Annotated in this window: 19 protein-coding genes; 4 read left to right on the top strand and 15 right to left on the bottom strand. The window is 62.0% G+C overall.

Features of this window, described 5'->3' with window-relative positions:
- The first annotated feature begins 84 nt into the window (after positions 1-84).
- The 3 genes from gltB to hemE all read left to right on the top strand — a co-directional run bounded on the left by gltB (position 85) and on the right by hemE (position 7,291).
- Positions 85-4,530 (top strand): glutamate synthase large subunit, encoded by a 4,446-nt coding sequence (gene gltB, locus E0F99_RS02445; protein WP_083355649.1) that lies wholly within the window; start codon positions 85-87, stop codon positions 4,528-4,530.
- 32 nt (positions 4,531-4,562) lie between these two features.
- Positions 4,563-5,981 carry an FAD-dependent oxidoreductase gene (locus tag E0F99_RS02440; RefSeq protein ID WP_003187920.1) on the top strand — a complete coding sequence of 473 codons (1,419 nt, stop codon included), beginning with the start codon at positions 4,563-4,565 and terminating at the stop codon, positions 5,979-5,981.
- 242 nt (positions 5,982-6,223) lie between these two features.
- Positions 6,224-7,291 carry a uroporphyrinogen decarboxylase gene (gene hemE / locus E0F99_RS02435; protein WP_083355648.1) on the top strand — a complete coding sequence of 356 codons (1,068 nt, stop codon included), beginning with the start codon at positions 6,224-6,226 and terminating at the stop codon, positions 7,289-7,291.
- 68 nt (positions 7,292-7,359) lie between these two features.
- On the opposite strand, the gene E0F99_RS02430 is transcribed toward hemE, so the two are convergent.
- Positions 7,360-8,607 carry an MFS transporter gene (locus E0F99_RS02430; RefSeq protein ID WP_408003430.1) on the bottom strand — a complete coding sequence of 416 codons (1,248 nt, stop codon included), beginning with the start codon at positions 8,605-8,607 and terminating at the stop codon, positions 7,360-7,362.
- A gap of 144 nt (positions 8,608-8,751) precedes the next feature.
- On the opposite strand from E0F99_RS02430, the gene E0F99_RS02425 reads away from it, so the two are divergent.
- Positions 8,752-9,645, top strand: coding sequence for a LysR family transcriptional regulator (locus E0F99_RS02425; protein WP_130908694.1), 894 nt, complete (start codon positions 8,752-8,754; stop codon positions 9,643-9,645).
- Between the two features lie 794 nt (positions 9,646-10,439).
- Here E0F99_RS02425 and E0F99_RS02420 read toward each other — a convergent pair.
- From E0F99_RS02420 to E0F99_RS02355, 14 genes are read right to left on the bottom strand one after another with little or no spacing between them, the layout of a single operon-like run.
- Complete coding sequence (locus E0F99_RS02420) at positions 10,440-10,889, bottom strand: hypothetical protein (protein ID WP_083355645.1); 450 nt, start codon at positions 10,887-10,889, stop codon at positions 10,440-10,442.
- A 26-nt stretch (positions 10,890-10,915) separates the two neighbouring features.
- The gene (locus E0F99_RS02415; RefSeq protein ID WP_083355644.1) at positions 10,916-12,142 is read right to left on the bottom strand and encodes a beta-ketoacyl-ACP synthase; all 1,227 of its coding nucleotides are present in this window, start codon (positions 12,140-12,142) and stop codon (positions 10,916-10,918) included.
- Entirely contained in the window at positions 12,142-12,870 is a 729-nt protein-coding gene (fabG, locus tag E0F99_RS02410; RefSeq protein ID WP_083355643.1) for a 3-oxoacyl-ACP reductase FabG, read from the bottom strand. The genes E0F99_RS02415 and fabG overlap by 1 nt, the downstream gene beginning before the upstream one ends.
- Positions 12,867-13,328 (bottom strand): hotdog family protein, encoded by a 462-nt coding sequence (locus E0F99_RS02405; protein ID WP_083355642.1) that lies wholly within the window; start codon positions 13,326-13,328, stop codon positions 12,867-12,869. The genes fabG and E0F99_RS02405 overlap by 4 nt, the downstream gene beginning before the upstream one ends.
- The gene (locus tag E0F99_RS02400; RefSeq protein ID WP_083355641.1) at positions 13,325-14,491 is read right to left on the bottom strand and encodes a beta-ketoacyl-[acyl-carrier-protein] synthase family protein; all 1,167 of its coding nucleotides are present in this window, start codon (positions 14,489-14,491) and stop codon (positions 13,325-13,327) included. Before E0F99_RS02400 ends, E0F99_RS02405 begins: the two co-directional genes overlap by 4 nt.
- Complete coding sequence (locus tag E0F99_RS02395; protein WP_083355640.1) at positions 14,488-14,970, bottom strand: hypothetical protein; 483 nt, start codon at positions 14,968-14,970, stop codon at positions 14,488-14,490. The genes E0F99_RS02400 and E0F99_RS02395 overlap by 4 nt, the downstream gene beginning before the upstream one ends.
- Positions 14,967-15,701 (bottom strand): class I SAM-dependent methyltransferase, encoded by a 735-nt coding sequence (locus E0F99_RS02390; protein WP_083355639.1) that lies wholly within the window; start codon positions 15,699-15,701, stop codon positions 14,967-14,969. The genes E0F99_RS02395 and E0F99_RS02390 overlap by 4 nt, the downstream gene beginning before the upstream one ends.
- Positions 15,698-16,945 (bottom strand): NAD(P)/FAD-dependent oxidoreductase, encoded by a 1,248-nt coding sequence (locus E0F99_RS02385; protein ID WP_130908693.1) that lies wholly within the window; start codon positions 16,943-16,945, stop codon positions 15,698-15,700. The genes E0F99_RS02390 and E0F99_RS02385 overlap by 4 nt, the downstream gene beginning before the upstream one ends.
- 33 nt (positions 16,946-16,978) lie before the next feature.
- Entirely contained in the window at positions 16,979-19,297 is a 2,319-nt protein-coding gene (locus tag E0F99_RS02380; RefSeq protein WP_083355637.1) for an MMPL family transporter, read from the bottom strand.
- Positions 19,281-19,871 (bottom strand): outer membrane lipoprotein carrier protein LolA, encoded by a 591-nt coding sequence (locus tag E0F99_RS02375; protein WP_130908692.1) that lies wholly within the window; start codon positions 19,869-19,871, stop codon positions 19,281-19,283. Before E0F99_RS02375 ends, E0F99_RS02380 begins: the two co-directional genes overlap by 17 nt.
- On the bottom strand, positions 19,868-20,293 hold the full coding sequence (locus E0F99_RS02370) for an acyl-CoA thioesterase (protein ID WP_083355636.1): 426 nt from the start codon (positions 20,291-20,293) through the stop codon (positions 19,868-19,870). The genes E0F99_RS02375 and E0F99_RS02370 overlap by 4 nt, the downstream gene beginning before the upstream one ends.
- Positions 20,286-21,827: an HAL/PAL/TAL family ammonia-lyase gene (locus E0F99_RS02365; RefSeq protein WP_083355635.1), complete on the bottom strand. Its 1,542-nt coding sequence runs from the start codon at positions 21,825-21,827 to the stop codon at positions 20,286-20,288. The genes E0F99_RS02370 and E0F99_RS02365 overlap by 8 nt, the downstream gene beginning before the upstream one ends.
- On the bottom strand, positions 21,811-22,746 hold the full coding sequence (locus tag E0F99_RS02360; RefSeq protein WP_083355634.1) for an LpxL/LpxP family acyltransferase: 936 nt from the start codon (positions 22,744-22,746) through the stop codon (positions 21,811-21,813). Before E0F99_RS02360 ends, E0F99_RS02365 begins: the two co-directional genes overlap by 17 nt.
- The gene (locus tag E0F99_RS02355) at positions 22,743-23,477 is read right to left on the bottom strand and encodes a glycosyltransferase family 2 protein (protein WP_083355633.1); all 735 of its coding nucleotides are present in this window, start codon (positions 23,475-23,477) and stop codon (positions 22,743-22,745) included. Before E0F99_RS02355 ends, E0F99_RS02360 begins: the two co-directional genes overlap by 4 nt.
- Between the last annotated feature and the right edge of the window lie 12 nt (positions 23,478-23,489).

Here is a 23,489-nt window from a genome sequence, read left to right as displayed (position 1 = left end):
GCGTACGTTCGGCGTGGAAGGTAACCGGTTGAATTGAAAAGAAATTTGCCTCGATATAAGAGGCAGCCTGGTGAGAAAGTGTCTATGAAAGCAGGTCTGTACCAACCCGATGAATTCAAGGATAACTGTGGTTTCGGCCTGATAGCCCACATGCAGGGCGAGCCCAGTCATACCCTATTGCAAACGGCCATCGAGGCCCTGACCTGCATGACCCACCGTGGTGGGATCAACGCCGACGGCAAAACCGGTGACGGTTGCGGCTTGCTGATTCAAAAGCCCGACCAGTTCCTGCGCGCTGTCGCCAAAGAGCAATTCGCGGTCGACCTGCCCAAGCAGTACGCCGTGGGCATGGTGTTTTTCAACCAGGACCCGGTCAAAGCCGAAGCCGCGCGCGAAAACATGAACCACGAGATCGTCGCTGCCGGCCTGCAACTGGTCGGCTGGCGCAAAGTGCCGATCGACACCAGCGTGCTCGGCCGCCTGGCCCTGGAGCGCCTGCCGCAGATCGAACAAGTGTTCATCGCAGGTGACGGCCTGAGCGACCAGGACATGGCGATCAAGCTGTTTACCTCGCGTCGTCGTTCGTCGGTGTCCAACGCCGCCGACACCGACCACTACATCTGCAGCTTTTCGCACAAGACCATCATTTATAAAGGCCTGATGATGCCGGCGGATTTGACCGCCTTCTATCCAGACCTGAGCGACGAGCGCCTGCAAACCGCTATCTGCGTATTCCACCAGCGCTTCTCCACCAACACCTTGCCGAAATGGCCGCTGGCTCAGCCATTCCGCTTCCTCGCCCACAACGGCGAGATCAACACCATCACCGGCAACCGCAACTGGGCCGTGGCCCGTCGCACCAAGTTCGCCAACGACTTGATGGACCTCGAAGAGCTCGGCCCGCTGGTCAACCGTGTGGGTTCCGACTCCTCGAGCATGGACAACATGCTTGAGTTGATGGTCACCGGCGGCATCGACCTGTTCCGTGGCGTGCGGATGATCATTCCGCCTGCGTGGCAGAACGTCGAAACCATGGACCCGGACCTGCGTGCGTTCTACGAGTACAACTCGATGCACATGGAGCCGTGGGACGGCCCGGCCGGCGTGGTAATGACCGACGGTCGCTACGCGGTGTGCCTGCTCGACCGTAACGGTCTGCGCCCAGCGCGTTGGGTCACCACCACCAACGGTTTCATCACTCTCGCGTCGGAAATCGGCGTGTGGGACTACAAACCCGAAGACGTGATCGCCAAAGGCCGCGTCGGCCCTGGCCAGATCCTGGCCGTGGACACTGAAACCGGGCAGATCCTCGACACTGATGCCATCGACAACCGTTTGAAGTCGCGTCACCCGTACAAGCAATGGTTGCGCAAGAACGCTCTGCGCATCCAGGCGACCATGGAAGACAACGACCACGGCTCGGCTTTCTATGACATCGACCAGCTCAAGCAGTACATGAAGATGTACCAAGTTACGTTCGAAGAACGTGACCAGGTGCTGCGCCCATTGGGCGAGCAAGGCTACGAGGCGGTCGGCTCGATGGGCGATGACACGCCGATGGCCGTGTTGTCCCAGCGTGTGCGCACGCCGTACGACTATTTCCGCCAGCAGTTCGCCCAGGTAACCAACCCGCCGATCGACCCGCTGCGTGAAGCCATCGTGATGTCGCTGGAAGTGTGCCTCGGTGCCGAGCGCAACATCTTCCAGGAATCGCCTGAGCATGCCTCCCGTGTGATCCTCAGCTCGCCGGTGGTTTCCCCGGCCAAATGGCGCTCGTTGATGACCCTGGAGCGTCCAGGCTTCGACCGCCAGATCATCGACCTGAACTACGATGAGAGCCTGGGCCTTGAAGCCGCTGTGCGTAACGTCGCTGATCAGGCTGAAGAAGCGGTGCGCGCCGGTCGTACCCAGATCGTATTGACCGACCGTCATATCGCTCCAGGCAAATTGCCGATCCACGCGTCCCTGGCCACCGGCGCGGTGCACCACCGCCTGACCGAAAAAGGTCTGCGTTGCGACTCCAATATCCTCGTCGAAACCGCCACAGCCCGCGACCCGCACCACTTTGCGGTGTTGATCGGCTTCGGCGCTTCGGCGGTGTACCCGTTCCTGGCGTACGAAGTGCTCGGTGACTTGATCCGTACCGGTGAAGTGCTGGGCGACCTCTACGAGGTGTTCAAGAACTACCGTAAAGGCATCACCAAGGGCCTGTTGAAGATCCTGTCGAAGATGGGTATCTCCACTGTCACTTCGTACCGTGGCGCGCAGTTGTTCGAAGCCATCGGCCTGTCGGAAGAAGTTTGCGAGCTGAGCTTCCGTGGTGTGCCGAGCCGCATCAAGGGCGCGCGTTTCGTCGACATCGAAGCCGAACAGAAAGCCCTGGCAGCTGAAGCCTGGAGTGCGCGCAAGCCGATCCAGCAAGGCGGCCTGCTCAAGTTCGTCCACGGTGGCGAATACCACGCCTACAACCCGGACGTGGTCAGCACCCTGCAAGCCGCTGTGCAGCAGGGCGACTACGCCAAGTTCAAGCAATACACCGCGCTGGTGGATAACCGCCCGGTGTCGATGATCCGTGACCTGTTCAAGGTGAAAACCCTGGACACGCCGCTGGCCATCAGCGAGATCGAACCACTGGAATCGATCCTCAAGCGTTTCGACTCCGCGGGTATTTCACTCGGCGCTTTGTCGCCTGAGGCCCACGAAGCCCTGGCCGAAGCCATGAACCGCCTGGGTGCGCGTTCCAACTCCGGCGAAGGCGGCGAAGACCCGGCGCGCTACGGCACCATCAAGAGCTCGAAAATTAAGCAGGTCGCGACTGGCCGTTTCGGGGTAACCCCGGAATACCTGGTCAACGCCGAAGTGCTGCAGATCAAAGTCGCCCAGGGCGCCAAGCCCGGTGAGGGCGGCCAGCTGCCGGGTGGTAAGGTCAACGGTCTGATCGCCAAGCTGCGTTACGCAGTGCCGGGCGTGACCCTGATTTCGCCGCCGCCGCACCACGACATCTACTCGATTGAAGACTTGTCGCAGCTGATTTTCGACTTGAAACAAGTCAACCCGCAGGCGCTGGTCTCGGTGAAACTGGTCGCGGAAGCCGGCGTGGGCACCATCGCCGCCGGTGTGGCCAAGGCCTATGCCGACCTGATCACCATCTCCGGCTACGACGGCGGCACCGGCGCTTCGCCGCTGACCTCCATCAAGTACGCCGGCGCGCCATGGGAACTGGGCCTGGCTGAAACTCACCAGACCCTGCGCGGCAACGACCTGCGCGGCAAAGTCCGGGTGCAGACCGACGGTGGCCTGAAAACCGGCCTCGACGTGATCAAGGCCGCGATCCTCGGCGCCGAAAGCTTCGGCTTCGGTACTGCGCCGATGATCGCGCTGGGCTGCAAATACCTGCGCATCTGCCACCTGAACAACTGCGCCACCGGCGTCGCCACTCAGAACGAGAAGCTGCGTAAGGATCACTACATCGGCACCGTCGATATGGTGGTGAATTTCTTCACCTACGTCGCCGAAGAAACCCGTGAGTGGCTGGCCAAGCTGGGCGTGCGGTCGCTGGAAGAGCTGATCGGGCGTACCGATCTGCTGGAAATCCTTGAAGGCCAGACCGCCAAGCAACAGCACCTGGACCTGACGCCGCTGTTGGGCAGCGACCATATCCCGGCAGACAAGCCGCAATTCTGCCAGGTTGACCGCAACCCGCCGTTCGACAAAGGCCTGCTGGCCGAGAAGATGGTCGAGATGGCCAGTTCCTCGATCAACGACGCCAGCGGTGGCGAATTCGCCTTGGATATCTGCAACTGCGACCGTTCCATCGGCGCACGCATCTCCGGCGAAATTGCGCGCAAGCACGGCAACCAAGGCATGGCGAAAGCGCCGATCACCTTCCGCTTCAACGGCACAGCGGGCCAGAGCTTCGGCGTGTGGAACGCCGGAGGCCTGCACATGTACCTGGAAGGTGACGCCAACGACTACGTGGGCAAGGGCATGACCGGCGGCAAGCTGGTGATCGTTCCGCCAATCGGCAGCGTCTACAAGTCGCAGGAAAGCGCGATCATCGGCAACACCTGCTTGTACGGCGCTACTGGTGGCAAGCTGTTCGCCGCCGGCACTGCCGGTGAGCGTTTCGCCGTGCGTAACTCCGGTGCCCACACCGTGGTCGAAGGCACTGGCGATCACTGCTGCGAGTACATGACCGGGGGCTTTGTCGCGGTACTGGGCAAGACCGGTTACAACTTCGGTTCAGGCATGACGGGTGGTTTCGCCTACGTGCTCGACCAGGACAACACCTTCGTCGACAAGGTCAACCACGAGTTGGTCGAGATCCAGCGGATCAGCGGCGAAGCCATGGAATCCTACCGGAACCACTTGCAGCGCGTGCTGGACGAGTACGTCGAGGAGACCGGCAGCGAATGGGGGCGTAACCTCGCCGAAAACCTCGATGATTACCTGCGTCGTTTCTGGCTGGTCAAGCCCAAGGCTGCCAACCTGAAATCGTTGCTTTCCAGCATTCGTGCCAACCCGCAGTGATATGCGCCTGAACAGTTTGATGAGGTTTTAACATGGCTGAACGTCTGAATAACGACTTCCAGTTCATCGATGTCGGGCGCAAAGATCCGAAGAAGAAACTGTTGCGTCAACGCAAGAAAGAGTTCGTGGAAATCTACGAGCCCTTCAAACCCCAGCACTCGGCCGACCAGGCCCACCGCTGCCTGGGTTGCGGTAACCCGTATTGCGAATGGAAGTGCCCGGTGCACAACTTCATTCCAAACTGGCTCAAATTGGTGGCCGAGGGCAACATCCTCGCCGCCGCCGAGCTGTCGCACCAGACCAACACCCTGCCGGAAGTCTGCGGCCGGGTGTGCCCGCAAGACCGTCTGTGCGAGGGTGCCTGCACCCTTAACGATGGCTTCGGCGCGGTGACCATCGGTTCGGTTGAGAAGTACATCACCGACACCGCGTTCGCCATGGGCTGGCGCCCGGACATGTCCAAGGTCAAGCCGACCGGCAAGCGTGTCGCGATCATCGGCGCAGGCCCGGCGGGCCTGGGCTGTGCCGACGTACTGGTGCGCGGAGGCGTGACCCCGGTGGTGTTCGACAAGAACCCGGAAATCGGCGGCCTGCTGACCTTCGGCATCCCCGAGTTCAAGCTGGAAAAAACCGTACTGAGCCACCGTCGTGAAGTGTTCACCGGCATGGGTATCGAGTTCCGTCTCAATACCGAAATCGGTAAAGACATCACCATGGAGCAACTGCTCGCCGAATACGATGCGGTGTTCATGGGCATGGGCACCTACACCTACATGAAGGGCGGCTTTGCCGGTGAGGACCTGCCGGGCGTGTACGACGCGCTCGACTTCCTGATCGCCAACGTTAACCGTAACCTGGGCTTTGAAAAGTCGCCGGAAGATTTCGTCGACATGAAAGGCAAGAAGGTTGTGGTGCTCGGCGGTGGTGACACCGCGATGGACTGCAACCGCACCTCGATCCGCCAGGGCGCCAAGTCGGTGACCTGTGCGTACCGTCGTGACGAAGCCAACATGCCCGGCTCGCGCAAAGAGGTGAAGAACGCCAAGGAAGAAGGTGTGAAGTTCCTCTACAACCGCCAGCCGATCGCCATCGTCGGTGAAGACCGTGTCGAAGGCGTAAAGGTGGTCGAGACCCGTCTCGGCGAGCCGGACGCCCGTGGCCGTCGCAGCCCTGAGCCGATCCCGGGTTCCGAAGAGATCATCCCGGCCGACGCCGTGGTCATCGCTTTCGGCTTCCGCCCGAGCCCGGCGCCGTGGTTCGAGCAGTTCGAGATCCAGACCGACAGCCAGGGCCGTGTCGTAGCCCCCGAGCAAGGTCAGTACAAGCACCAGACCAGCAACCCGAAAATCTTCGCCGGTGGCGATATGGTGCGCGGGTCTGACTTGGTGGTAACCGCGATCTTCGAAGGCCGCAATGCCGCTGAAGGGATCCTGGATTACCTGCAGGTCTGACTCCGATCCCCAGTTGAAATGGGATCAAAATGTGGGAGCGGGCTTGCTCGCGAATGCGGTGTATCAGTCACCAGATGTATTGGCTGACCCACCGTTTTCGCGAGCAAGCCCGCTCCCACATGTGTTTTGCGGCGCTCTTATGTCCGCGACAAATTGACCCGATAGACAAAAGGCACGGCTCATACCGTGCCTTTTGCGTCGCGCTCTGAGAAAATGCCCGCACTTTTTTTGCGGATGCCGACATGACTGCCCTCAAGAACGACCGTTTTCTTCGTGCCCTGCTCAAGCAACCCGTAGACGTCACGCCCGTGTGGATGATGCGTCAAGCCGGTCGCTACCTGCCGGAATACCGCGCCAGTCGCGCCCACGCCGGCGACTTCATGAGCCTGTGCATGAACCCGGAGTTCGCCTGCGAAGTCACGATGCAGCCGCTGGACCGCTACCCACAACTGGACGCGGCCATCCTCTTCTCCGATATCCTCACCATCCCCGACGCTATGGGCCAAGGCCTGTACTTCGAAACCGGCGAAGGCCCGCGTTTCAAGAAAGTCGTCAGCACCCTGGCCGACATCGAAGCCCTGCCGATTCCTGATCCGCACAAAGACCTCGGCTACGTGATGGATGCGGTCAGCACCATCCGCCGCGAGCTCAATGGCCGCGTGCCGCTGATCGGCTTCTCCGGCAGCCCATGGACCTTGGCTACTTATATGGTCGAAGGCGGCTCGTCGAAAGACTTCCGCAAGACCAAGGCCATGCTCTACGACAACCCGCAAGCCATGCACCTGCTGTTGGACAAGCTGGCGCAGTCGGTCACCAGCTACCTCAACGGCCAGATCATGGCCGGCGCGCAAGCGGTGCAGATCTTCGATACCTGGGGCGGCAACCTGTCGTCGGCGGCGTACCAGGAGTTCTCCCTGGCCTACATGCGCAAAATCGTCAGCGGCCTGATCCGCGAACACGAAGGCCGCAAAGTGCCGGTGATCATGTTCACCAAAGGTGGCGGCCTGTGGCTGGAAAGCATCGCCGACGCCGGTGCCGATGCACTCGGCCTGGACTGGACCTGCGACCTCGGCGAAGCCCGTCAGCGCGTGGGCAACCGCGTCGCGCTGCAAGGCAACATGGACCCGACCGTGCTGTACGCCAAGCCGGAAGCGATCCGCACTGAAGTCGGCCGCATCCTGGCCAGCTACGGCAAGGGCAGTGGGCACGTGTTCAACCTCGGGCATGGCATCACGCCGGAAGTGAACCCGGAACATGCTGGCGCGTTCCTGCGTGCGGTGCATGAGCTGTCGGCGCAGTACCACGAGTAATGAAAAAGCCCGGCAGTGCCGGGCTTTTTATTAGGGTGTACACAAAACAAATACGGGAGCGGGCTTGCCTATACATTCCCCAGCGGCGCCAGCTTCGCCAGCTTCAGCGCCACCAATAGCGCGCCAATCAACAGCGCCACGATAAACCCGCCAATCCCATTCCACCCGGCAAAGTGCCAGAAGAACCCGCCCGCTGTACCGGCAATACTCGAGCCCACGTAGTAGCAGAACAAGTACAGCGATGAAGCCTGCCCCTTGGCCTTGACTGCGCGGCGGCCGATCCAGCTGCTGGCCACCGAGTGGGCGCCGAAGAAGCCGAAGGTAAAGATCAGCATGCCCGAGACCACCAGCCATAGCGGGGTGAACAGTGTCAATAACATCCCCGAAAGCATCAGCACGATGGTGCCCCACAACACACGACGACGGCCGAGCCGATCAGCCAGCGAGCCGATCTTTGCCGAGCTGTAGATACCCGACAGGTACACCAGCGACAACAGGCCGACCACGGCCTGGCTCAGCTCGTAGGGCGAGGCCAGCAGGCGATAGCCGATGTAGTTGAACATCGTCACAAAGGCGCCCATCAGCAGGAACGCCTCAAGGAACAACCAGGGCAGGCCCGCGTCCTTGAAGTGCATGACAAAACCATCCAGCAAGTTGCGCGGCTTGAGGCTGCTGGCGCGGAAGTTGCGCGATTCAGGCAGGATTTTCCAGAACACCGTGGCCGCGATCAGCGCCAGGGCGCCGATGATCAGCGTGGCGGTGTGCCAACTGACGAAGTCGATCAGCACGCCCATGATCAAACGCCCACTCATGCCGCCAATCGCATTGCCGCCGATGTAGAGCCCCATGGCCAGGCCGATGTGTTGCGGGTGAATCTCTTCGCTCAGGTAGGTCATCGCTACAGCGGCCAGACCGCTCAATGACAAACCCACCAACGCGCGCATCAGCAGAATCCCTTCCCACGTCGGCATCAAGCCACTGGCGATGGTCGCCAGCGCGGCACAGAACAACGCGGACACCATCACGGGCTTGCGCCCCAGCCGGTCGGAAATCGGCCCAGTGATCAGCAATCCCAAGGCAAGCATCGCCGTGGCAACCGAGAGGATCAGGCTACTTTGCGCGGCATTGATAGAAAACTCGTGGGACAGCGCCGGCATCATCGGCTGCACGCAATACAGCAGCGCAAAGGTCGCAAACCCACCGCAGAACAGCGCCAGCGCGGTGCGCATGAACATCGGCGTGCCTTTTTCGATGAACTGCTCGTTGAGCTGGGCCACCACCTCATCCAGGGCGGTAGGCGGGGCTTCTTGAGCCAATGGAGCGACAGCAGATTTCACGGGGACCTCGGCGAGGGAAAGCCTGCCAGACTGGCAATGCAAAAAAGAATATAGCTGGCTAATGATTCTTTCCAATATATTGTTCGACCTGTTTGATAGCTTTTACGACCTAATGAGGTTTGCATGGAATTGCGTCACCTGCGGTACTTCATCGCCGTCGCCGAAGAACTGCATTTTGGCCGTGCGGCGCAGGTACTGGGCATCTCGCAACCGCCGCTGAGCCAGCAGATTCAGGCGCTGGAGCAAGAGGTGGGCGCGCGCTTATTTGAGCGCACCAATCGTCGGGTCGAGCTGAGTGAGGCAGGGCGGTTGTTTCTCCACGAGGCGCGATTGGTGCTGGCGCAGGTCGACAAGGCGGCGGACGTAGCCCGGCGCGCGCAGTTGGGCGAACTGGGGGAGTTGAAGATTGGCTTCACCTCGTCGGCGCCGTTCAATTCCAGCATTCCGCAGGCGATCTTTGCGTTTCGCCAGGCGTTCCCGGCGGTGCACCTGAATCTGCAAGAGATGAGCAGCACCGAAGTGGCCGAGTCGCTGGTGGATGAGTCGATCCAGGTCGGGCTTATGCGGCCGTTGCCGTTGCCCGACTCGCTTAGCGTCATCGAACTGATGCGTGAGCCTCTGGTCGCCGTACTGAATGCCGGCCACCCGCTGGTGGAAGGCAGCGAGCGCGGTTTGCACCTGGCGCAACTGGCGCAGGAGCCGTTTGTATTCTTCCCTCGCACCTACGGCAGCGGCCTGTATGCGCAACTGCTCAACCTGGCCCGTGACGCCGGCTTCAGCCCGCACTTCGCCCAGGAAGCCGGGGAGGCGATGACCATCATCGGGTTGGTGGCGGCAGGTGTGGGTGTATCGGTGCTGCCGGCGTCTTATCAGCGCATACGCATTGATGGCGTGGTGTATCGCACCTTACTCGATCAGGAAGCGTTGACGGCCGTGTGGCTGGTGCAGCGCAAAGGCGCACAAACCCCGATGGCCGAGGCGTTTGTCGAGCTGTTGACGCTTAAGGCGCTGGTGTAGGCGCTGTCGCCTATCAGGTAACGCCCCCGGCTTAGTTATTCGCGCGAAAGTTGCGCAGAATCGTTTTTTTCAGGCGAGTGATATGGATGGCACTTCTCTATCAGCCCAAGGAACATAGGTATCTACACATCTTTTTATGGGTTGAGTGCTGTGGTTGTCGTGGGGGGCGCTGGGTACATATCCGTTGTTTGGGTGATGGCCGCTATTGGTTCCGCCCTTACGGCGGGCCACTTTGGAAAAGCCCCAAAGTAACCAAAGGGCTCTTGCCCCAACACTCCGTAATAGCTGCGTTCGGCCAGCGTGGTTTAACGGGGCGCCTAAGATCAAGAGCACGGCGGCCTAGTAGCCGACCTGATAGTGGAAGCTGAACTCAATCCAATGTGGGAGCTGGCTTGCCTGCGATGGCATCAACTTGGTGTACCTGAAACACCGAGGTGCCTGCATCGCAGCGGTGCGGCGATCCGGCAAGCCAGCTCCCACAGTTGGATCTCAGTACATCAGACAGAGAGTGTGCTGCTCTGCTGTGCTTTTGCTTCAACCACTCAGGTCGGCTACTAGGCCGCCGTGCTGTAGATTTTGATCTTGATCTGACAGGCCCCGTTAACCACGATGGCCTTCGTTCTGGCATGCCGAGCCTAGGCGAGGCACCGAGTGGTAGGGCAAAGCGTTTTTTGGTTACTTTTTTAGGCGTTTGTAAAAAAGTGACTCGCTGTAAGAGCCATGCCTTTCAAGGTCTGTGTTTGTGAAGAGGGCGCCGAAAGGCGCCCTTTGTCGTTTCTGACGGACTGCGATCCTCAGTTCTGCTTCGACGTCCCCGTCTGCTCAAACAACTGCGCCGCCGACCCCGCCTCATTCGCGCCATTGCTGCGCAAGCCCGCCATGATGTCGCTGTCCAAGTTGTTCACCCAGCGGTTGTAGTTGCGATGGATCTTGCCGTCCTTATAGCCCAGGTCGCGGCTGTCGCGGTAGGTGATGGCGTAGCTGTTGCGGGTGTAGCGGATGTCGATTGCAGCGAAGTACTGGTTACGCACGGTGATTTCAGCCTGCACCAGTTGCGGGCTCAGACGTTGCACGGTCCACTCGCGTTTTTGCAGGGCGTTGACGATGACCTGCTTCATTTTGTCTTCGCTGACCTGGGTGTCGGCCGGCAGCGCGTGCTGGGTGTTGAGCACCGGTTTGTTGGTGCAACCGGCGGTGGTCAGCAACGCCAGGGTGATCAGGGTGGCGCGTAGCAAGGAAGACATTCCGTTTTCTCCAATCGATTAAAAATTCAGGACCAGCGGCGGAAGATCAGCGAGGTGTTGACGCCGCCAAACGCAAAGTTGTTGTTCATCACGTAATCGTTGTGCATTTCGCGAAAGCCACCTTGCAGGTAATCCAGCTCGCCGCATTGCGGGTCAACCGAATCGAGGTTGAAGGTGTGCACGTACTGGTCGCGGTTCATCATTTCGATGCTGAACCAAGACTCCAGCGCGCCGCACGCGCCCAAGGTGTGGCCGAGGAAGCTTTTCTGCGAGCTGATGGGCATGCGGCTGCCGAACAGGCTGCTGGTGGCCAAGGTCTCGGCGATATCGCCTTGGTCGGTGGCGGTGCCATGACCGTTCACGTAGCCGATGGCCGAAGGTTCAAGCCCTGCATCTTCCAGGGCCAGCTCCATCGCGCGGCGCATGGTTTTCTGCTCCGGGCGGGTGGTGTGCTGGCCGTCGGCGTTGCTGCCGAAACCCACCAGCTCGGCGTGGATGTGCGCCCCGCGTGCCAACGCGTGTTCGAGTTCTTCGAGCACCAACATGCCGCCGCCTTCGCCGATCACCAGGCCATCGCGGCCGCTGTCGTAAGGGCGTGGGCTGGTCTGTGGCGCATCGTTTTTCAGGCTGGTGGCGTAGAGCGCATCAAATACCATCGCTTCGGTGGGGCACAGCTCTTCGGCGCCGCCGGCGAGCATCAACGGCAGGCGACCGAACTTGATCGCCTCGTAGGCATAGCCAATGCCCTGGCTGCCGCTGGTGCAGGCGCTGGACGTCGGGATCAGCCGACCGGTGAGGCCAAAGAAGATGCTGATATTCGCCGCCGTGGTGTGCGGCATCATGCGCACATAGGAGTTAGCATTCAGCCCCTCGGCCACCGAGTTCAGCAGCATATTGCCGAACGCCTTGATCTCGTCGGTGCTGCCGGTGGACGAGCCACAGGCCACGCCCATGCGCCCGTCCTTGATCGACTCGTCGCCGAGTAAGCCGGCGTCCTGCAACGCCTGCTCCGCCGCCCACACGGCCAGGCGCGAGACGCGGCCCATGCTGCGCAGTTGCTTGCGCGTCCAATGGGCAGGCACCACGAAATCGTCGATCGGCCCGGCCAGGCGCGTGTTCAGTTCGGTGAAACGGTCCCACTCGTCCATGCGCCGAATGCCGCTGCGATTGGCGCGAAAGTTGGCGGCGATGGTCTCCCAGTCACAGCCCAAGGAGGTCATGCCGGCCATGCCGGTGACGACGACGCGCTTCATCAGCACAGGCCTCCGTTCACGGCCAACACCTGGCGCGTGATGTAACCGGCCTCGGGCGACATCAGGAAATTCACCGCACCGGCGACTTCTTCAGGCGTGCCCATGCGCTGCGCCGGGATCATCTTCATCAGCTCTTCCACCGGCACGTTTTCATCCAGCATCGCCGTGTCGATCAAGCCGGGCGCCACACAGTTGACGGTGATTTTGCGCTTACCCAGCTCGATGGCCAGCGCCTTGGCGGCGCCAATCAGGCCAGCTTTAGACGCGCTGTAATTGACTTGCCCACGGTTGCCGATCAGCCCCGACACCGAGGTGATGCACACGATACGGCCGGCGGCGCGACGACGAATCATCGGCATCATCACCGGGTGCAGCACGTTGTAGAAACCGTCGAGGTTGGTGCGCATCACCACGTCCCAATCGTCTTCGGACAAGGCCGGGAACGCGCCGTCGCGGGTCAGGCCGGCGTTGAGCACTACGCCGTAATAGGCGCCATGTTGCTCCACGTCGGCCTCAAGGATTGCCTTGCAGCTGGCGCGATCCGCCACATCAAATTGCAGCACGCGGGCCGTGCGGCCCAAGGCTTGGATTTCGACCTGCACCGCGTCGGCCTCAACGCGACCACTGCGGCAATGCAGCACGATGTCATGCCCGGCCTGCGCCAGGCGCAGGGCGATGGCGCGGCCAATACCACGGCTGGAGCCGGTGACCAGTACGGATTCAGTCATGGCGTTTCGTCCTTCGGTTCATCTAAATAATTGGCCGCCTGTGGCGGTCGAAATACGTTCAAGCGTGCGCTGGCCTGGATACCGTCGCCGGTGAGGTGGCATTCGAACACACCCATGCCGTTGTCGTCTTCCAGCGAGCGCAGGCCGTGGATGCGCAACTCGGCGCCTGCCGGGAAGTGTTCCACGTTGCACTCAAACTTGCGGGTGCCGAGCAGGAAGCCCAATTCCACCGCATCGCCTTTCTGGCGCGCGCGGCACCCGGCATAGGCGGCGACGCTTTGCGCCATCAGCTCGATGCCGACCCAGGCCGGCAGGCTGCCGTCCGCGCGGTTGAACAGACCGCCGGGCTTGACGGTGAGGCGGGTGTGAATCTGCTCTTCATCGAACGACAACACCTGGTCTATCAGGATCATGTCACCCGCGTGGGGCAGCAGTTCGGCGAGTGGCCAATCGATCATAAGGCCTCTGCGATTATCAGGCTGACGTTGTTACCGCCAAAGGCAAACGAATTGCTCATCAGGCAGCGTTTTTTCAAGGTGTCGCCGGTCTGTGCCCATTGCAGGGCAGGCAGCGCCGGGTCGGGGTGGCCGTCCCACACATGCGGTGGCACGCGGCCGTGGGCCAGGCTCAGCCAGCAGAACGCCGCCTCCAACGCACCGGCGGCACCGAGGGTGTGGCCGGTCATGGGCTTGGTCGATGAGCACGCCACGCCTTGGGGAAACAGGCTGGCGACAGCCAGGCTTTCCATGGCGTCGTTGTGTTGGGTGGCGGTGCCGTGCAAGTTCAGGTAACCGATCTGCTCGGGCACAAGTTTTGCGCTGGCCAAGGCCTTGCGCATCGCCTGCAATGCGCCTTTGCCGGTGGGCTCTGGCGCGGAGATATGGTGCGCGTCGCAACTGGCGCCACTGCCTAGCAAGGCAATCGGTGCCCGCTCTTTAGTCATCAAGAACAGCACGGCCGCTTCGCCGATATTGATGCCATTGCGGTTTACAGAGAACGGATTGCAGCGCTCGCTGGAGACGGCTTCCAGCGAGGTAAAACCGTTAAGCGTGAGCTTGCACAGGCTGTCGACACCGCCGCAGATCACGGCGTCGCAGACGCCCAGGTCCAGCAAGCGCTGGGCACTCATCAAGGCGCGGGCGCTGGAGGTGCAGGCGGTGGAAATTACATAGGCCGGGCCGCTCAGTTGCAGCCAATCGGCGAGGAAGTTTGCCGGGGCGCTGAGTTCCTGTTGGCGGTAGTCGTAGTCGCCGGGGAACTGGTTGTCGCGCAGGTAATTGGCGATGCCACGGCTGGCCTCGTCGATGCCCGAGGTGCTGGTGCCCAGCACAATGGCGACCCGCGAAGCGCCGTAAGTATGGATCGCCTGACGGATCTGATCCTCGATCTGCAACGCCGCTTCCAGCAGCAACTGGTTGTTGCGGCTGCTTTGCTGGTTCAGCTCAGCAGGCAGGGGCACCAACTCGGTGCGCACGCCGCCAACTGGTAACACACGCTCCGGCACCCAGCCACTTTCGGCGCGCATGCCGCAGCAGTCGCCGGCAAACAGGTTGCGGCTGACTTCATCCTGGCCGCGGCCCAAGGCGCAGATCACGCCCAGGGCATTCAGATAAGCCGTCATCGGGCGGCCCCAAGCGGCGTGACGCGGTAGCTCAACGGTTGACCCGCCATGTTCACGCTGAACACCTCTGACGACTGATAGACGATTTGCCAATGGCCCGGCAGCGTACGTGTGAGGTCCATGGCTTGGGCACTCGGGTAAAGCGCGCGCACGTCATCCGATGAAGTCAGGGCAAACAATAGCGCGGCAAACAGCTCGCGTGCCGCAGGATTGGGCGGCAGCAAGCCATCGGCCTGCCACTGGCCGTTGATCAGTTTTTGCCGGGCCAGGGGAATGCCCAAGGGGTCCATCATCGACCAGCGAATGGCAGCGCCTTCGCGCTGGATCACCAGCAACCAGTCCTGGCTCTGGCCGCCTGCGTGGCGCTGCACGTGCAATTGCATCGGCAAGGCCAGGGCCGGGGTTTTCTCGGGCAGCGGCGGCTGGCTGGCGCAGGCGCTCAACAGCAACAGGCAGCCGATCAACAGTAGACGGATCATGGTGCGGCGCTCACAAAAGGTTTACGCGCCACGCAGTTCACCAAGGTTTCTTCACGTTGGCCCACCGGTGGCGGGTTACGCAGGCCCCAGCGCTCGAGCAGGCCGAAATCGCTGGAACGGCTCCACCACAAATACGGGTACGAGACGTTCTGCGGGCCGAATTCAAAGCCCTGTTCGCGCAGCATTTCCAAATATTCTTCGGCGCTTTTCTGCACGTGCATCGGGTGGCGGAACAGCCAGCGAATCACCCACGTGTCGATGTAGGCTTCGGTGGATTCGGCAAACAGCAGGTAGCCACCCGGCTTGAGTACACGGTAGAACTCTTTCAAGGCACGATGCTGTTCCACCAGATGGTGGAAGGTCTGGTGGCAGAACAGGATATCGACGCTTTCGTCCGGTACCTCAAGTGTGGCGCAGTCGCTGCCAATCAGCTCGATGGCCAGGCCTTGGCGCGCGGCCTCGGTTTTGCTCAGTTCCAGGCTGTGGGGGTCGGCGTCCAGGCCGATCAGGCGCTGCGGTGCGAATACGTGCTGCAAATACTGGAACGACTTGCCTTGGCCACAACCGGCGTCCAGCAACACCGGCGCCACTGGTAACGGCTCGCTGAACAAGCTGCGCAGGTCGTTGATCGCCACGCGCAATACGTGGTGCTGCCAGGTGTGGCTGCGCAGGAACCAGAAGCCGAACTTGGTTTCTTCGACGTAGTTTTTACTCAGGTATTGAGTGCTCATACTGTTTCGCCTGCACAAATCTCCGACAACATCCGCAACCGCCGCTTGGGCTCGCTGACAAATGGGTTGCGCTCATCCCACGCATAGCCGGCGAGGATCGAGCTGATCATCCGGCGAATCTCCGGCGAACTGCCCGGGTGGAAAATCACCTCCTGAAAGGTCCCGGCATACCAGCCTTCGACGTAGCAACGGAAGGTGTCGACACCGCGCTTCAACGGCCCGGCAAACTCGGTTTGCCAATCCACTGTTTCGCCCTTGAGTTGGCGATGCAGCAGCCCCGCGGCCATGCTCGCTGAACGCATGGCGATGGTCACACCGGAAGAAAACACCGGGTCGAGGAATTCCGCCGCGTTGCCCAGCAGCGCAAAGCCCGGGCCGTGCAGGGTTTTGACGTTGGCCGAGTAGCCACCGATGGTGCGCGCAGGCGTATCCCACACGGCGTTTTGCAGCACGCCGGCAAGGCTTGGGGTTTCAGCGATAAAGCTGCGCAGGCAGGCATCAAGGTCGCTGTCGCGGCCGTCGAAATGCTCCTTGGCCGCAACCACGCCCACCGAGCAGCGACCGTTGCTGAATGGGATGGTCCAGAACCAGATGTCACGCAGGGTGGGGTGGGTGGTGATCAGGATCTTGGTGCGGTCAAAGCCTGGGTATTCGATACGGTCTTCAACGTGGGTGAACACCGCCTGGCGCAGCGGGAAATTCGATGGCGCCTCCAGGTCCAGCAGACGCGGCAGCACGCGGCCGTAGCCGCTGGCGTCGAGCACGAATTTGGCCTTGAGGTGGTACTCGCTGCCGTTCTCGCGGTGCACGTGCAGATAACGGCTTTCGCCTCCAAAGTCCACGCCGACGATGGTTTCGCCGTAGCGAATTTCCACGCCCTGCAAGGCAGCCTGGTCAGCCAGCAATTTGTCGAACTCGCCGCGCTGTACCTGGAAGGTGGTGGGCTTACCGTTGCTGAACGTGTCACCAAAATCAAACGCACTGTAGCGCTCGCCCCAGGCAAACGCGGCGCCAGTTTTTACCTGGAAACCCGCCGCCTGCACGGCCTCAAGCATGCCGGCTTCTTCGATAAAGTCGATGCAATGCGACAGCAGGCTTTCGCCAATCGAGAAGCGTGGGAAATGCTGGCGCTCGATAATCAATACATCATGCCCGTTGCGCTTTAACAGCGCGGCGGCGATGGCCCCGGACGGGCCGGCCCCAATCACCACCACCTGGCGACGTTCCATTTCAACTGTGGGCACGAGGGCTCCTTGCCGCTATGGCGATAATCACATTCATAAGGCGTGCTTCTGATGGCCGGCCCAAGGCGCCAGCATAAAGCTGAACGCCAAACCCAGGCTGACCGACAGGCCGAAATTGCTCACAGCTGGCGTACTCGATACCGCCAGCAGGCCAAATGACAACCAGGTCGTCAGCGCGGCCAGCAGCGTACCCAAAAGGCTCACGGCGGCGCCGCCGATCTGTTCGCGCATCAAGATCGCGTAGTCGACGCTGATGGCCGTGACCAACAGCAGGCCAAACAGGCTGAACAGGGTCAGCGGCTGGCCCAGCCAACCCAGGCTGGCCAGGCTGCACAGCGCCGCCAGCAGCGGCAGAGCAACGATGCGCAAGGCCCCGCCAAAGCCGAACGGCAGGATCAGTAGCAGCACGATCAGCACGCACGACATCAATTTTAATTCTGCCGCGCTGATCTGCGTGTCGGCGAATACCCGGTTTAAATCCCCCAGGCGATCGACCAGTTGCACGCCGGGCAGGTCCAGCGCCTGCACCCGCAGCAATGTCGGGTTGTTCAAGCCTTGCAGGCTGACCATCGCTGCCACGCCGCCGTCTACCGGGCCGAGCCACAATGTGCGCCAAGGCTCGGCCAAGGGGCCGACCAGCGCAGCGTCGATGTCTTCGGTGGGCAAGGCTTGCAGCTGCGCGACTTCGGCTTGCAGGGCGCTGGCGGGCACGCCAAGGTCCAGCAGCGGCTGCCAGTGTTGCGGCAGTTGGTTCAGCGCATCGCGCAGCTGTTGCTGTTCGGCGGGCAGGTTGACCAGTTGGTTGAGTGCCAGGTAACCCTGCAGCTTGTCCATATTCACCAGTGAGTCCAGACGTTGGCCCAAGGCCGCCTGACGTTCCAGCAACTGCTGCTGATTGTCGGCCCGCACCAGAAAGAACTGGCTAGTGGGCTGGAAGCCGGTGATGCGCGCCACTGCCTGAGCTTCTTGCAGCAGTTGCGGCGGGGCGCCGATCCATTGGCGAATATCGTTTTTGCTGTTCAGTTGCCACAGGCCACCGGCACAAAACAACAGCACCCACGCCAGCAGAAATGGGCTGGGTACACGTTTGAGTAAAGAGGCGCGCAATAGCCACAAGCATTCGGCGATGCGCAGCGGCCATTGCGCCGGGCGCAGTTCCACGCCTTTGAGCAGCGCGGGCAACAAGCATACGGCCGACAGGTAGGCACCGACTAAGCCGGCGGCGGAGAACACCGCGATTTGCGTCAGCGCCGCAAAGGGCGTCCAGGCCAACGCCAGGTAGCCGATGCAGCTGGTCGCCAGGCTCAGGCTCAACCCCGGCAGCGTCAGTCGCAACGCCGGCCAACTGCGCCACGGCTGCAGGCTCCAGCTTTTCGACAGGTAGTGCAGCGGGTAATCCACGGCCACGCCGATCAGGCTGGAGCCCAGCACCAGTGTCATCACATGCATATGGCCGAACAGTGCCACACAGGCCACCGCACCAAACAACACGCCCACCAACACCGGCACAAAGGCCAGTAGCACGCGCCAGCGGCGGAACGCCACAAGCAATAGCAGCAGAATGCCAAGGGTCGCGCCGCCGCCGACCCAGGTGATTTCCCGGGTGGCCTGCTGCTGCCCATTGGCGGCATAGAGCAACCCGCTGGCGGCGAGCAATTGCGCGCCTTGTTCGCTGGCCTGCGTGCGGCTGGCCTGGAGTAAATCCGCCACTTGCAGCGGCAGTTTCATATCGAAAGCGTTGCCGGTGGTGCGCGCGCGCAACAGCACCCAGCTTTTGCCGTCGGCATCGGCGATCAGCGCGCCGCTGCCGATATCCAGTTGCACCGAACCCTGCTGCGGCTGGCTGTTCTGGATACGTCCGGTGAGGCCTAGCCAGTCGTCCTGGCTCGGCACCAGGCTGAACCCGGTGAACGGGTCGAACAGCGCTTGTACACGCTGCTGGATGAACGCGTCAGGGTGCTCGATCAGTTGCTCGCGGTCTTTGGTCGAGAGCATCGCCAGTCGCCCGCGCAGCAATTGCTCGCGCAACGCCGGCAAGTCGGCTTGCAGGTTCCACTGCACTTTTTCAAACAGCCCGCTGGCCTGCCAGCGCTCGCCCAATTGCTGCGCGACGGCCACGGCTGTTTGCCGATCGGCATGCCCCACCAGCACCAGCATTTCGCGGTTCAGCGGTTCCTGCATGCGCTGCTCGGCTTTGAGCTCCAGTGCATCCGGCGTGCTGCCCGGCACCAGCTCCATCAGGTTGGCCGACAGCGGCGCGCCATGGCGCCACTGCCAACCGGCCAGGGCCAGCACGGCCACCAGCAAGATCAGGAACAGGCGCGGTAACAGGCGCTCACTGGGCAAAGTCATGACGCTCCGCTTCGCTCAACGGTTGGCCGGCTGTGCTGTCCTGCATGCGCAGCACGGTGCTGTCGCCTTGGGTTTCCAGCAGTTGGATGGTTTGGACCAGCTCGCCGCCGTCGATATTGATCTGGGTGAAGACTTGCTTGAGCAGCAATGAGCGTGGTGTGAGCGTCAGCTTCCATTGCGTGGCGTCGCCTTGCAGTTGCAGGTCGAAGTCGCGCTGCAGGCCGCTGCTGTCGCCTTGGAGCACGGCGAGGAACAGACGGTTCTGCTCGGCACCGGCGCTCTTGTTCGGCAGCGGTTGCCAGCCGTTGGCGTCGCGGCGCGCGATGCCTTGGGTGCTGATGCGGTAGTCCTGTTGCAACGGGGTTTTCAGCAGCCACAGCAGGCCGCGGTCTTTGGCGAGCACGAAGGTGCCTTTGCTGACCAAGGGTTGTGGCAGAGCGCGCAGGTGTTTTTCCTGGGTGAAGGTGCCGTGGATCACGGACGGTTTTGCCAGTTGATCGCTGAGTTGTTGCAGGTCGAAAGCATGGGCGCTGAGGCTCAGTATCAAGCTTGCAAACAGTATTAAGACTCTCATGCCAAGGCCCTTTCGACGGCGTCGGTGAATACGTTCGGTGAGGCTAGCTGCATCTCGCGGCTGGCAATCGCTACCGCCACTTGCACGGTGCTGGCACGGGTCAGGCGTTCGCCGCTGGCCAGATCGGTGATCAGGTAATTCACCTTCAAACGGTTCTCCCATTCCACCAGGCTGGCGCGCACATTGATGGTTTGGCCAAAGGTGGCGCCGCGCACGTAGCGCAGCTGCATGTCGATCACCGGCCAGGCGTAGCCGGATTCGAGCATCGCGGTGTAGTTATGGCCGAGCTTGTCCAGCAGCGCGCAGCGCGCCACTTCCAGGTACTTCACGTAATGCCCGTGCCACACCACGTTCATGGTGTCGATGTCGAAAAACGGCACGCGGATTTCAGTGTCGCAATGCAACACGCCTTGGCTACGCATGCAGCCTCCAGTGTTGCTCGGCGATACGCTTGAGGCACAGGCGCAGTTCGCCTTCCAGTGCACGGTCTTCGATGACCGGCGGGAAGTCTTTGGCGAGTGCTTCATGCATGGCCGCCAAGGCCGGCGGCAGTGGCCGCGCATCCTCAGCCTGGGCACGCAGCCACACACCTTGGTTGGCCGCGAGCAGGGTGGCGGCGGCCACCTGTTCGGTCAGTTCCAGCACGCGGATCGCATCGCGGGCGGCGATGGTGCCCATGCTCACCTTGTCCTGGTTATGGCACTCGGTGGAGCGCGAGAACACGCTGGCCGGCATGGTGTTTTTCAACGCTTCGGCGGTCCAGGCGCTGGTGCCGATCTGCACCGCCTTGAAACCATGGTTGATCATTGCGCGGTCGGCCGGCGCGCCGGACAGATTGCTCGGCAAACCGTGGTTGTAGCGCACGTCCACCAGCAGCGCGAGCTGGCGGTCGAGCAGGTCGGCGACGTTGGCCACCAAGGTCTTGAGGCTGTCCATGGCGAAGGCGATGTGCCCGCCGTAGAAATGCCCGCCGTGCAGCACGCGTTCCTCTTCGGCATCGATGATCGGGTTGTCGTTGGCGCTGTTCAGTTCGATCTCGATAAACGTGCGCAGCCAGTTCAGGCTGTCGGCCAACACGCCGAGCACGTGGGGCGCACAGCGCAGCGAATAGCGATCCTGCAGGCGGTGCAGCGGCGCGGTCGGCGCGTCAATCGCCAGGTCCTTGCGCAGCCATGCGGCGACTTGCATCTGCCCCGGGTGCGGTTTGGCGGCGAACAGGCGTTCGTCGAAGTGTTCCGGGTTGCCTTGCAGCGCCACCACGTTCAGCGCGGTGATGCGCGTGGCCAGTTGCAGCAGGTAGTCGGCGCGGGCGAAGGCCAGGCAGGCGAGGCCGGTCATCACGGCGGTGCCGTTCATCAATGCCAGGGCTTCTTTGGGGCGCAGCACCAGCGGCTCCCAACCGAGCTCGCGGTGCACGTCGATGGCCTGGCGACGCTCGCCACCGAACATCACTTCACGCTCGCCGGACAAGGTCGCGGCCACGTAGGACAGCGGCGTCAAATCCCCGCTGGCGCCCACCGAGCCTTCTTCCGGGATCAGCGGCAGCACGTCGTGTTCCAGAAACGCATGCAGGCGCTCCAGCAGTTCCACACGCACCCCGGAAACACCGTGGCACAGCGACTGCAAACGCGCCGCCAGCACGGCGCGGGTGGCTTGGGCGTCGAGCAACTTGCCTAACCCGCAGCCGTGGAAGGTGTACAGATGACGCGGCAACGCCTCGACGTGCTGCAACGGCACTGCCACCACGCACGAGTCGCCGTAGCCGGTGGTTACACCGTAGATCACGCCTTCTTTGTCCAGCAGCGAGTCGAGGAACTGCGCGCCTTTGGCAATGCGCTGGCGATACGCCGCGTCGCCCTGTAACTGCGTGGGCGCCTGACGGTTGGCCAAGGCCAACACGTCTTCAATGCGCAAAGCGCGTTCGCCAAAAGTTACCGGCTCAAGGTGCGTCGTCATCGGTCTTCCAGAAAGGGTAAAAGTTGAACCATTGTTGGGGCGCTTCCAGGCAGAATTGGCCCAGGCGTGCGGCGTAGCGCGCGGTCCACAGGGTGATGACCTGCTCGCGGGTGCTGCGTTTCCATTCGATCAATTGGGCGAACGGCTCGATGGTCAGGCGATAGCGGCCCTGATGCTTCAGGCACATCAGCAGGTTGACCGGGCATTTGAGCAACCCGGCCAGCAGCCACGGGCCTTGGGGGAATGCCGCCTCAAAGCCGAGGAAATCCACACGCACCTTGCGCCCACCGTGCAGCGGCACGCGGTCACCGGCAATTGCCAGCCACTCGCCGTCGTCCAGGCGCTGGCTGAGCAGCAACATGGTCGCCGGGTCCAATTCGCTGACCTGGATCAAGCGCAGATGCGTGGCCCCGGCTTCGCCCAGCAGGCGGTTGAAACGCTCGGCGTGCTTGGTGTGCACCAGCACGTTCATGGTGACTTGTTCACCCATCTCCGCCAGCGCGCGGCATACTTCAAGGTTGCCCAAATGTGCGCCGACCAGCATCTGCCCGCGTTCGCCGCGCAGTTGCCCACGCAATTGCGCCGGGTCGTTGATTTCGATCTGCTCCAGGCGCAGCTTGCCGTTCCACACGTCGAGCTTGTCGAGCAATGAGTCGGCAAACGCCATGAACTGGCCGAAGACTTTTTTATGCGTGGGCCGCAGCTCATCGCGCCCGCTCCAGTCGGCCAGGCGCTGCTGGTATTCCCAGGCGCTGTGGCGCGCGGTGCGGCCGAACAGGAAGAAGTACAACACGATGCCGTACAACAGCGGGCTCAGCAGGCGACGGCCAAGGACTTTGGCGGCGACAGCGGTAAGTTTCATCAGCCAGAAGCTGCCGCGCTCTTCGCGGTCGGCCCAATGCTTGGTGCTGTCGCTCATGCTTGCCACCGTCGCCACAGGATCATCGGGGCGCGCACCAACATACCGAAGAACAGCCGCGTGTGCATGGCTGAGATGCGCACGTTGTCGTGCAGCAGGCGGAAGTGCGACAAGCCGTCGGCGGGGTAATGCACCTTGGTCGGCAGCCAGCGCATCGGCTGGTTACGCCAGGCCAGGCGGACCAGGATGTCGGAGTCGAAATCCATGCGCGTGCCGATGTAGGCAGAGTTCATCAGGGCTAGCGTGGGTGCCAGCGGGTACACGCGAAAGCCACACATCGAGTCGCGGATCTGCAGCGACAGGGTGTTGATCCACACCCACACGTGGGTCAGGTAGCGGGCGTACAAGCGGCCCTTGGGCACGCTGTCGTCGTATTCGGGGTAGCCGCAGATCACCGCGTCGGGGTGCCTGCGTGAGGTGTCGAGGAAACACTCGACTTCACGCAGGTCGTGCTGACCGTCGGCGTCCACTTGCAGGGCATGCGTGAAGCCCAGACGCGCGGCTTCGCGGAAGCCGGCCATGACCGCGCCGCCTTTGCCTTGGTTGCTGGGCAAGGTCAGCAGCGTGACGTTTTCGAGTGTCGCCAGTTGCGCCAAGACCGCCGCGCAGGCTGGGCTGCTGCCGTCGTCGACCAGCAGGCACGGCAAACCGCTGTTCAGCAGGCTGTGGACCACAGCCGGCACGGCGGCTTCATGGTTGTAAACCGGGATCAGGGCGCAGGGGTTATGCATGCGTCACCCCGC

Origin of the sequence: Pseudomonas antarctica (assembly GCF_900624995.1) — a bacterium.
Lineage (GTDB): Bacteria > Pseudomonadota > Gammaproteobacteria > Pseudomonadales > Pseudomonadaceae > Aquipseudomonas > Aquipseudomonas antarctica.
Note: the sequence above shows the minus strand (reverse complement) of the source record. Positions and strands in the feature narration are given on the sequence as shown.

Coding starts and splice junctions, on each gene's coding strand:
- gltB (WP_083355649.1), top strand. CDS start 85: ATGAAAGCAGGTCTGTACCAACCCGATGAATTCAAGGATAACTGTGGT.
- E0F99_RS02440 (WP_003187920.1), top strand. CDS start 4,563: ATGGCTGAACGTCTGAATAACGACTTCCAGTTCATCGATGTCGGGCGC.
- hemE (WP_083355648.1), top strand. CDS start 6,224: ATGACTGCCCTCAAGAACGACCGTTTTCTTCGTGCCCTGCTCAAGCAA.
- E0F99_RS02425 (WP_130908694.1), top strand. CDS start 8,752: ATGGAATTGCGTCACCTGCGGTACTTCATCGCCGTCGCCGAAGAACTG.
- E0F99_RS02420 (WP_083355645.1), bottom strand. CDS start 10,889: ATGTCTTCCTTGCTACGCGCCACCCTGATCACCCTGGCGTTGCTGACC.
- E0F99_RS02415 (WP_083355644.1), bottom strand. CDS start 12,142: ATGAAGCGCGTCGTCGTCACCGGCATGGCCGGCATGACCTCCTTGGGC.
- fabG (WP_083355643.1), bottom strand. CDS start 12,870: ATGACTGAATCCGTACTGGTCACCGGCTCCAGCCGTGGTATTGGCCGC.
- E0F99_RS02405 (WP_083355642.1), bottom strand. CDS start 13,328: ATGATCGATTGGCCACTCGCCGAACTGCTGCCCCACGCGGGTGACATG.
- E0F99_RS02400 (WP_083355641.1), bottom strand. CDS start 14,491: ATGACGGCTTATCTGAATGCCCTGGGCGTGATCTGCGCCTTGGGCCGC.
- E0F99_RS02395 (WP_083355640.1), bottom strand. CDS start 14,970: ATGATCCGTCTACTGTTGATCGGCTGCCTGTTGCTGTTGAGCGCCTGC.
- E0F99_RS02390 (WP_083355639.1), bottom strand. CDS start 15,701: ATGAGCACTCAATACCTGAGTAAAAACTACGTCGAAGAAACCAAGTTC.
- E0F99_RS02380 (WP_083355637.1), bottom strand. CDS start 19,297: ATGACTTTGCCCAGTGAGCGCCTGTTACCGCGCCTGTTCCTGATCTTG.
- E0F99_RS02375 (WP_130908692.1), bottom strand. CDS start 19,871: ATGAGAGTCTTAATACTGTTTGCAAGCTTGATACTGAGCCTCAGCGCC.
- E0F99_RS02370 (WP_083355636.1), bottom strand. CDS start 20,293: ATGCGTAGCCAAGGCGTGTTGCATTGCGACACTGAAATCCGCGTGCCG.
- E0F99_RS02365 (WP_083355635.1), bottom strand. CDS start 21,827: ATGACGACGCACCTTGAGCCGGTAACTTTTGGCGAACGCGCTTTGCGC.
- E0F99_RS02360 (WP_083355634.1), bottom strand. CDS start 22,746: ATGAGCGACAGCACCAAGCATTGGGCCGACCGCGAAGAGCGCGGCAGC.
- E0F99_RS02355 (WP_083355633.1), bottom strand. CDS start 23,477: ATGCATAACCCCTGCGCCCTGATCCCGGTTTACAACCATGAAGCCGCC.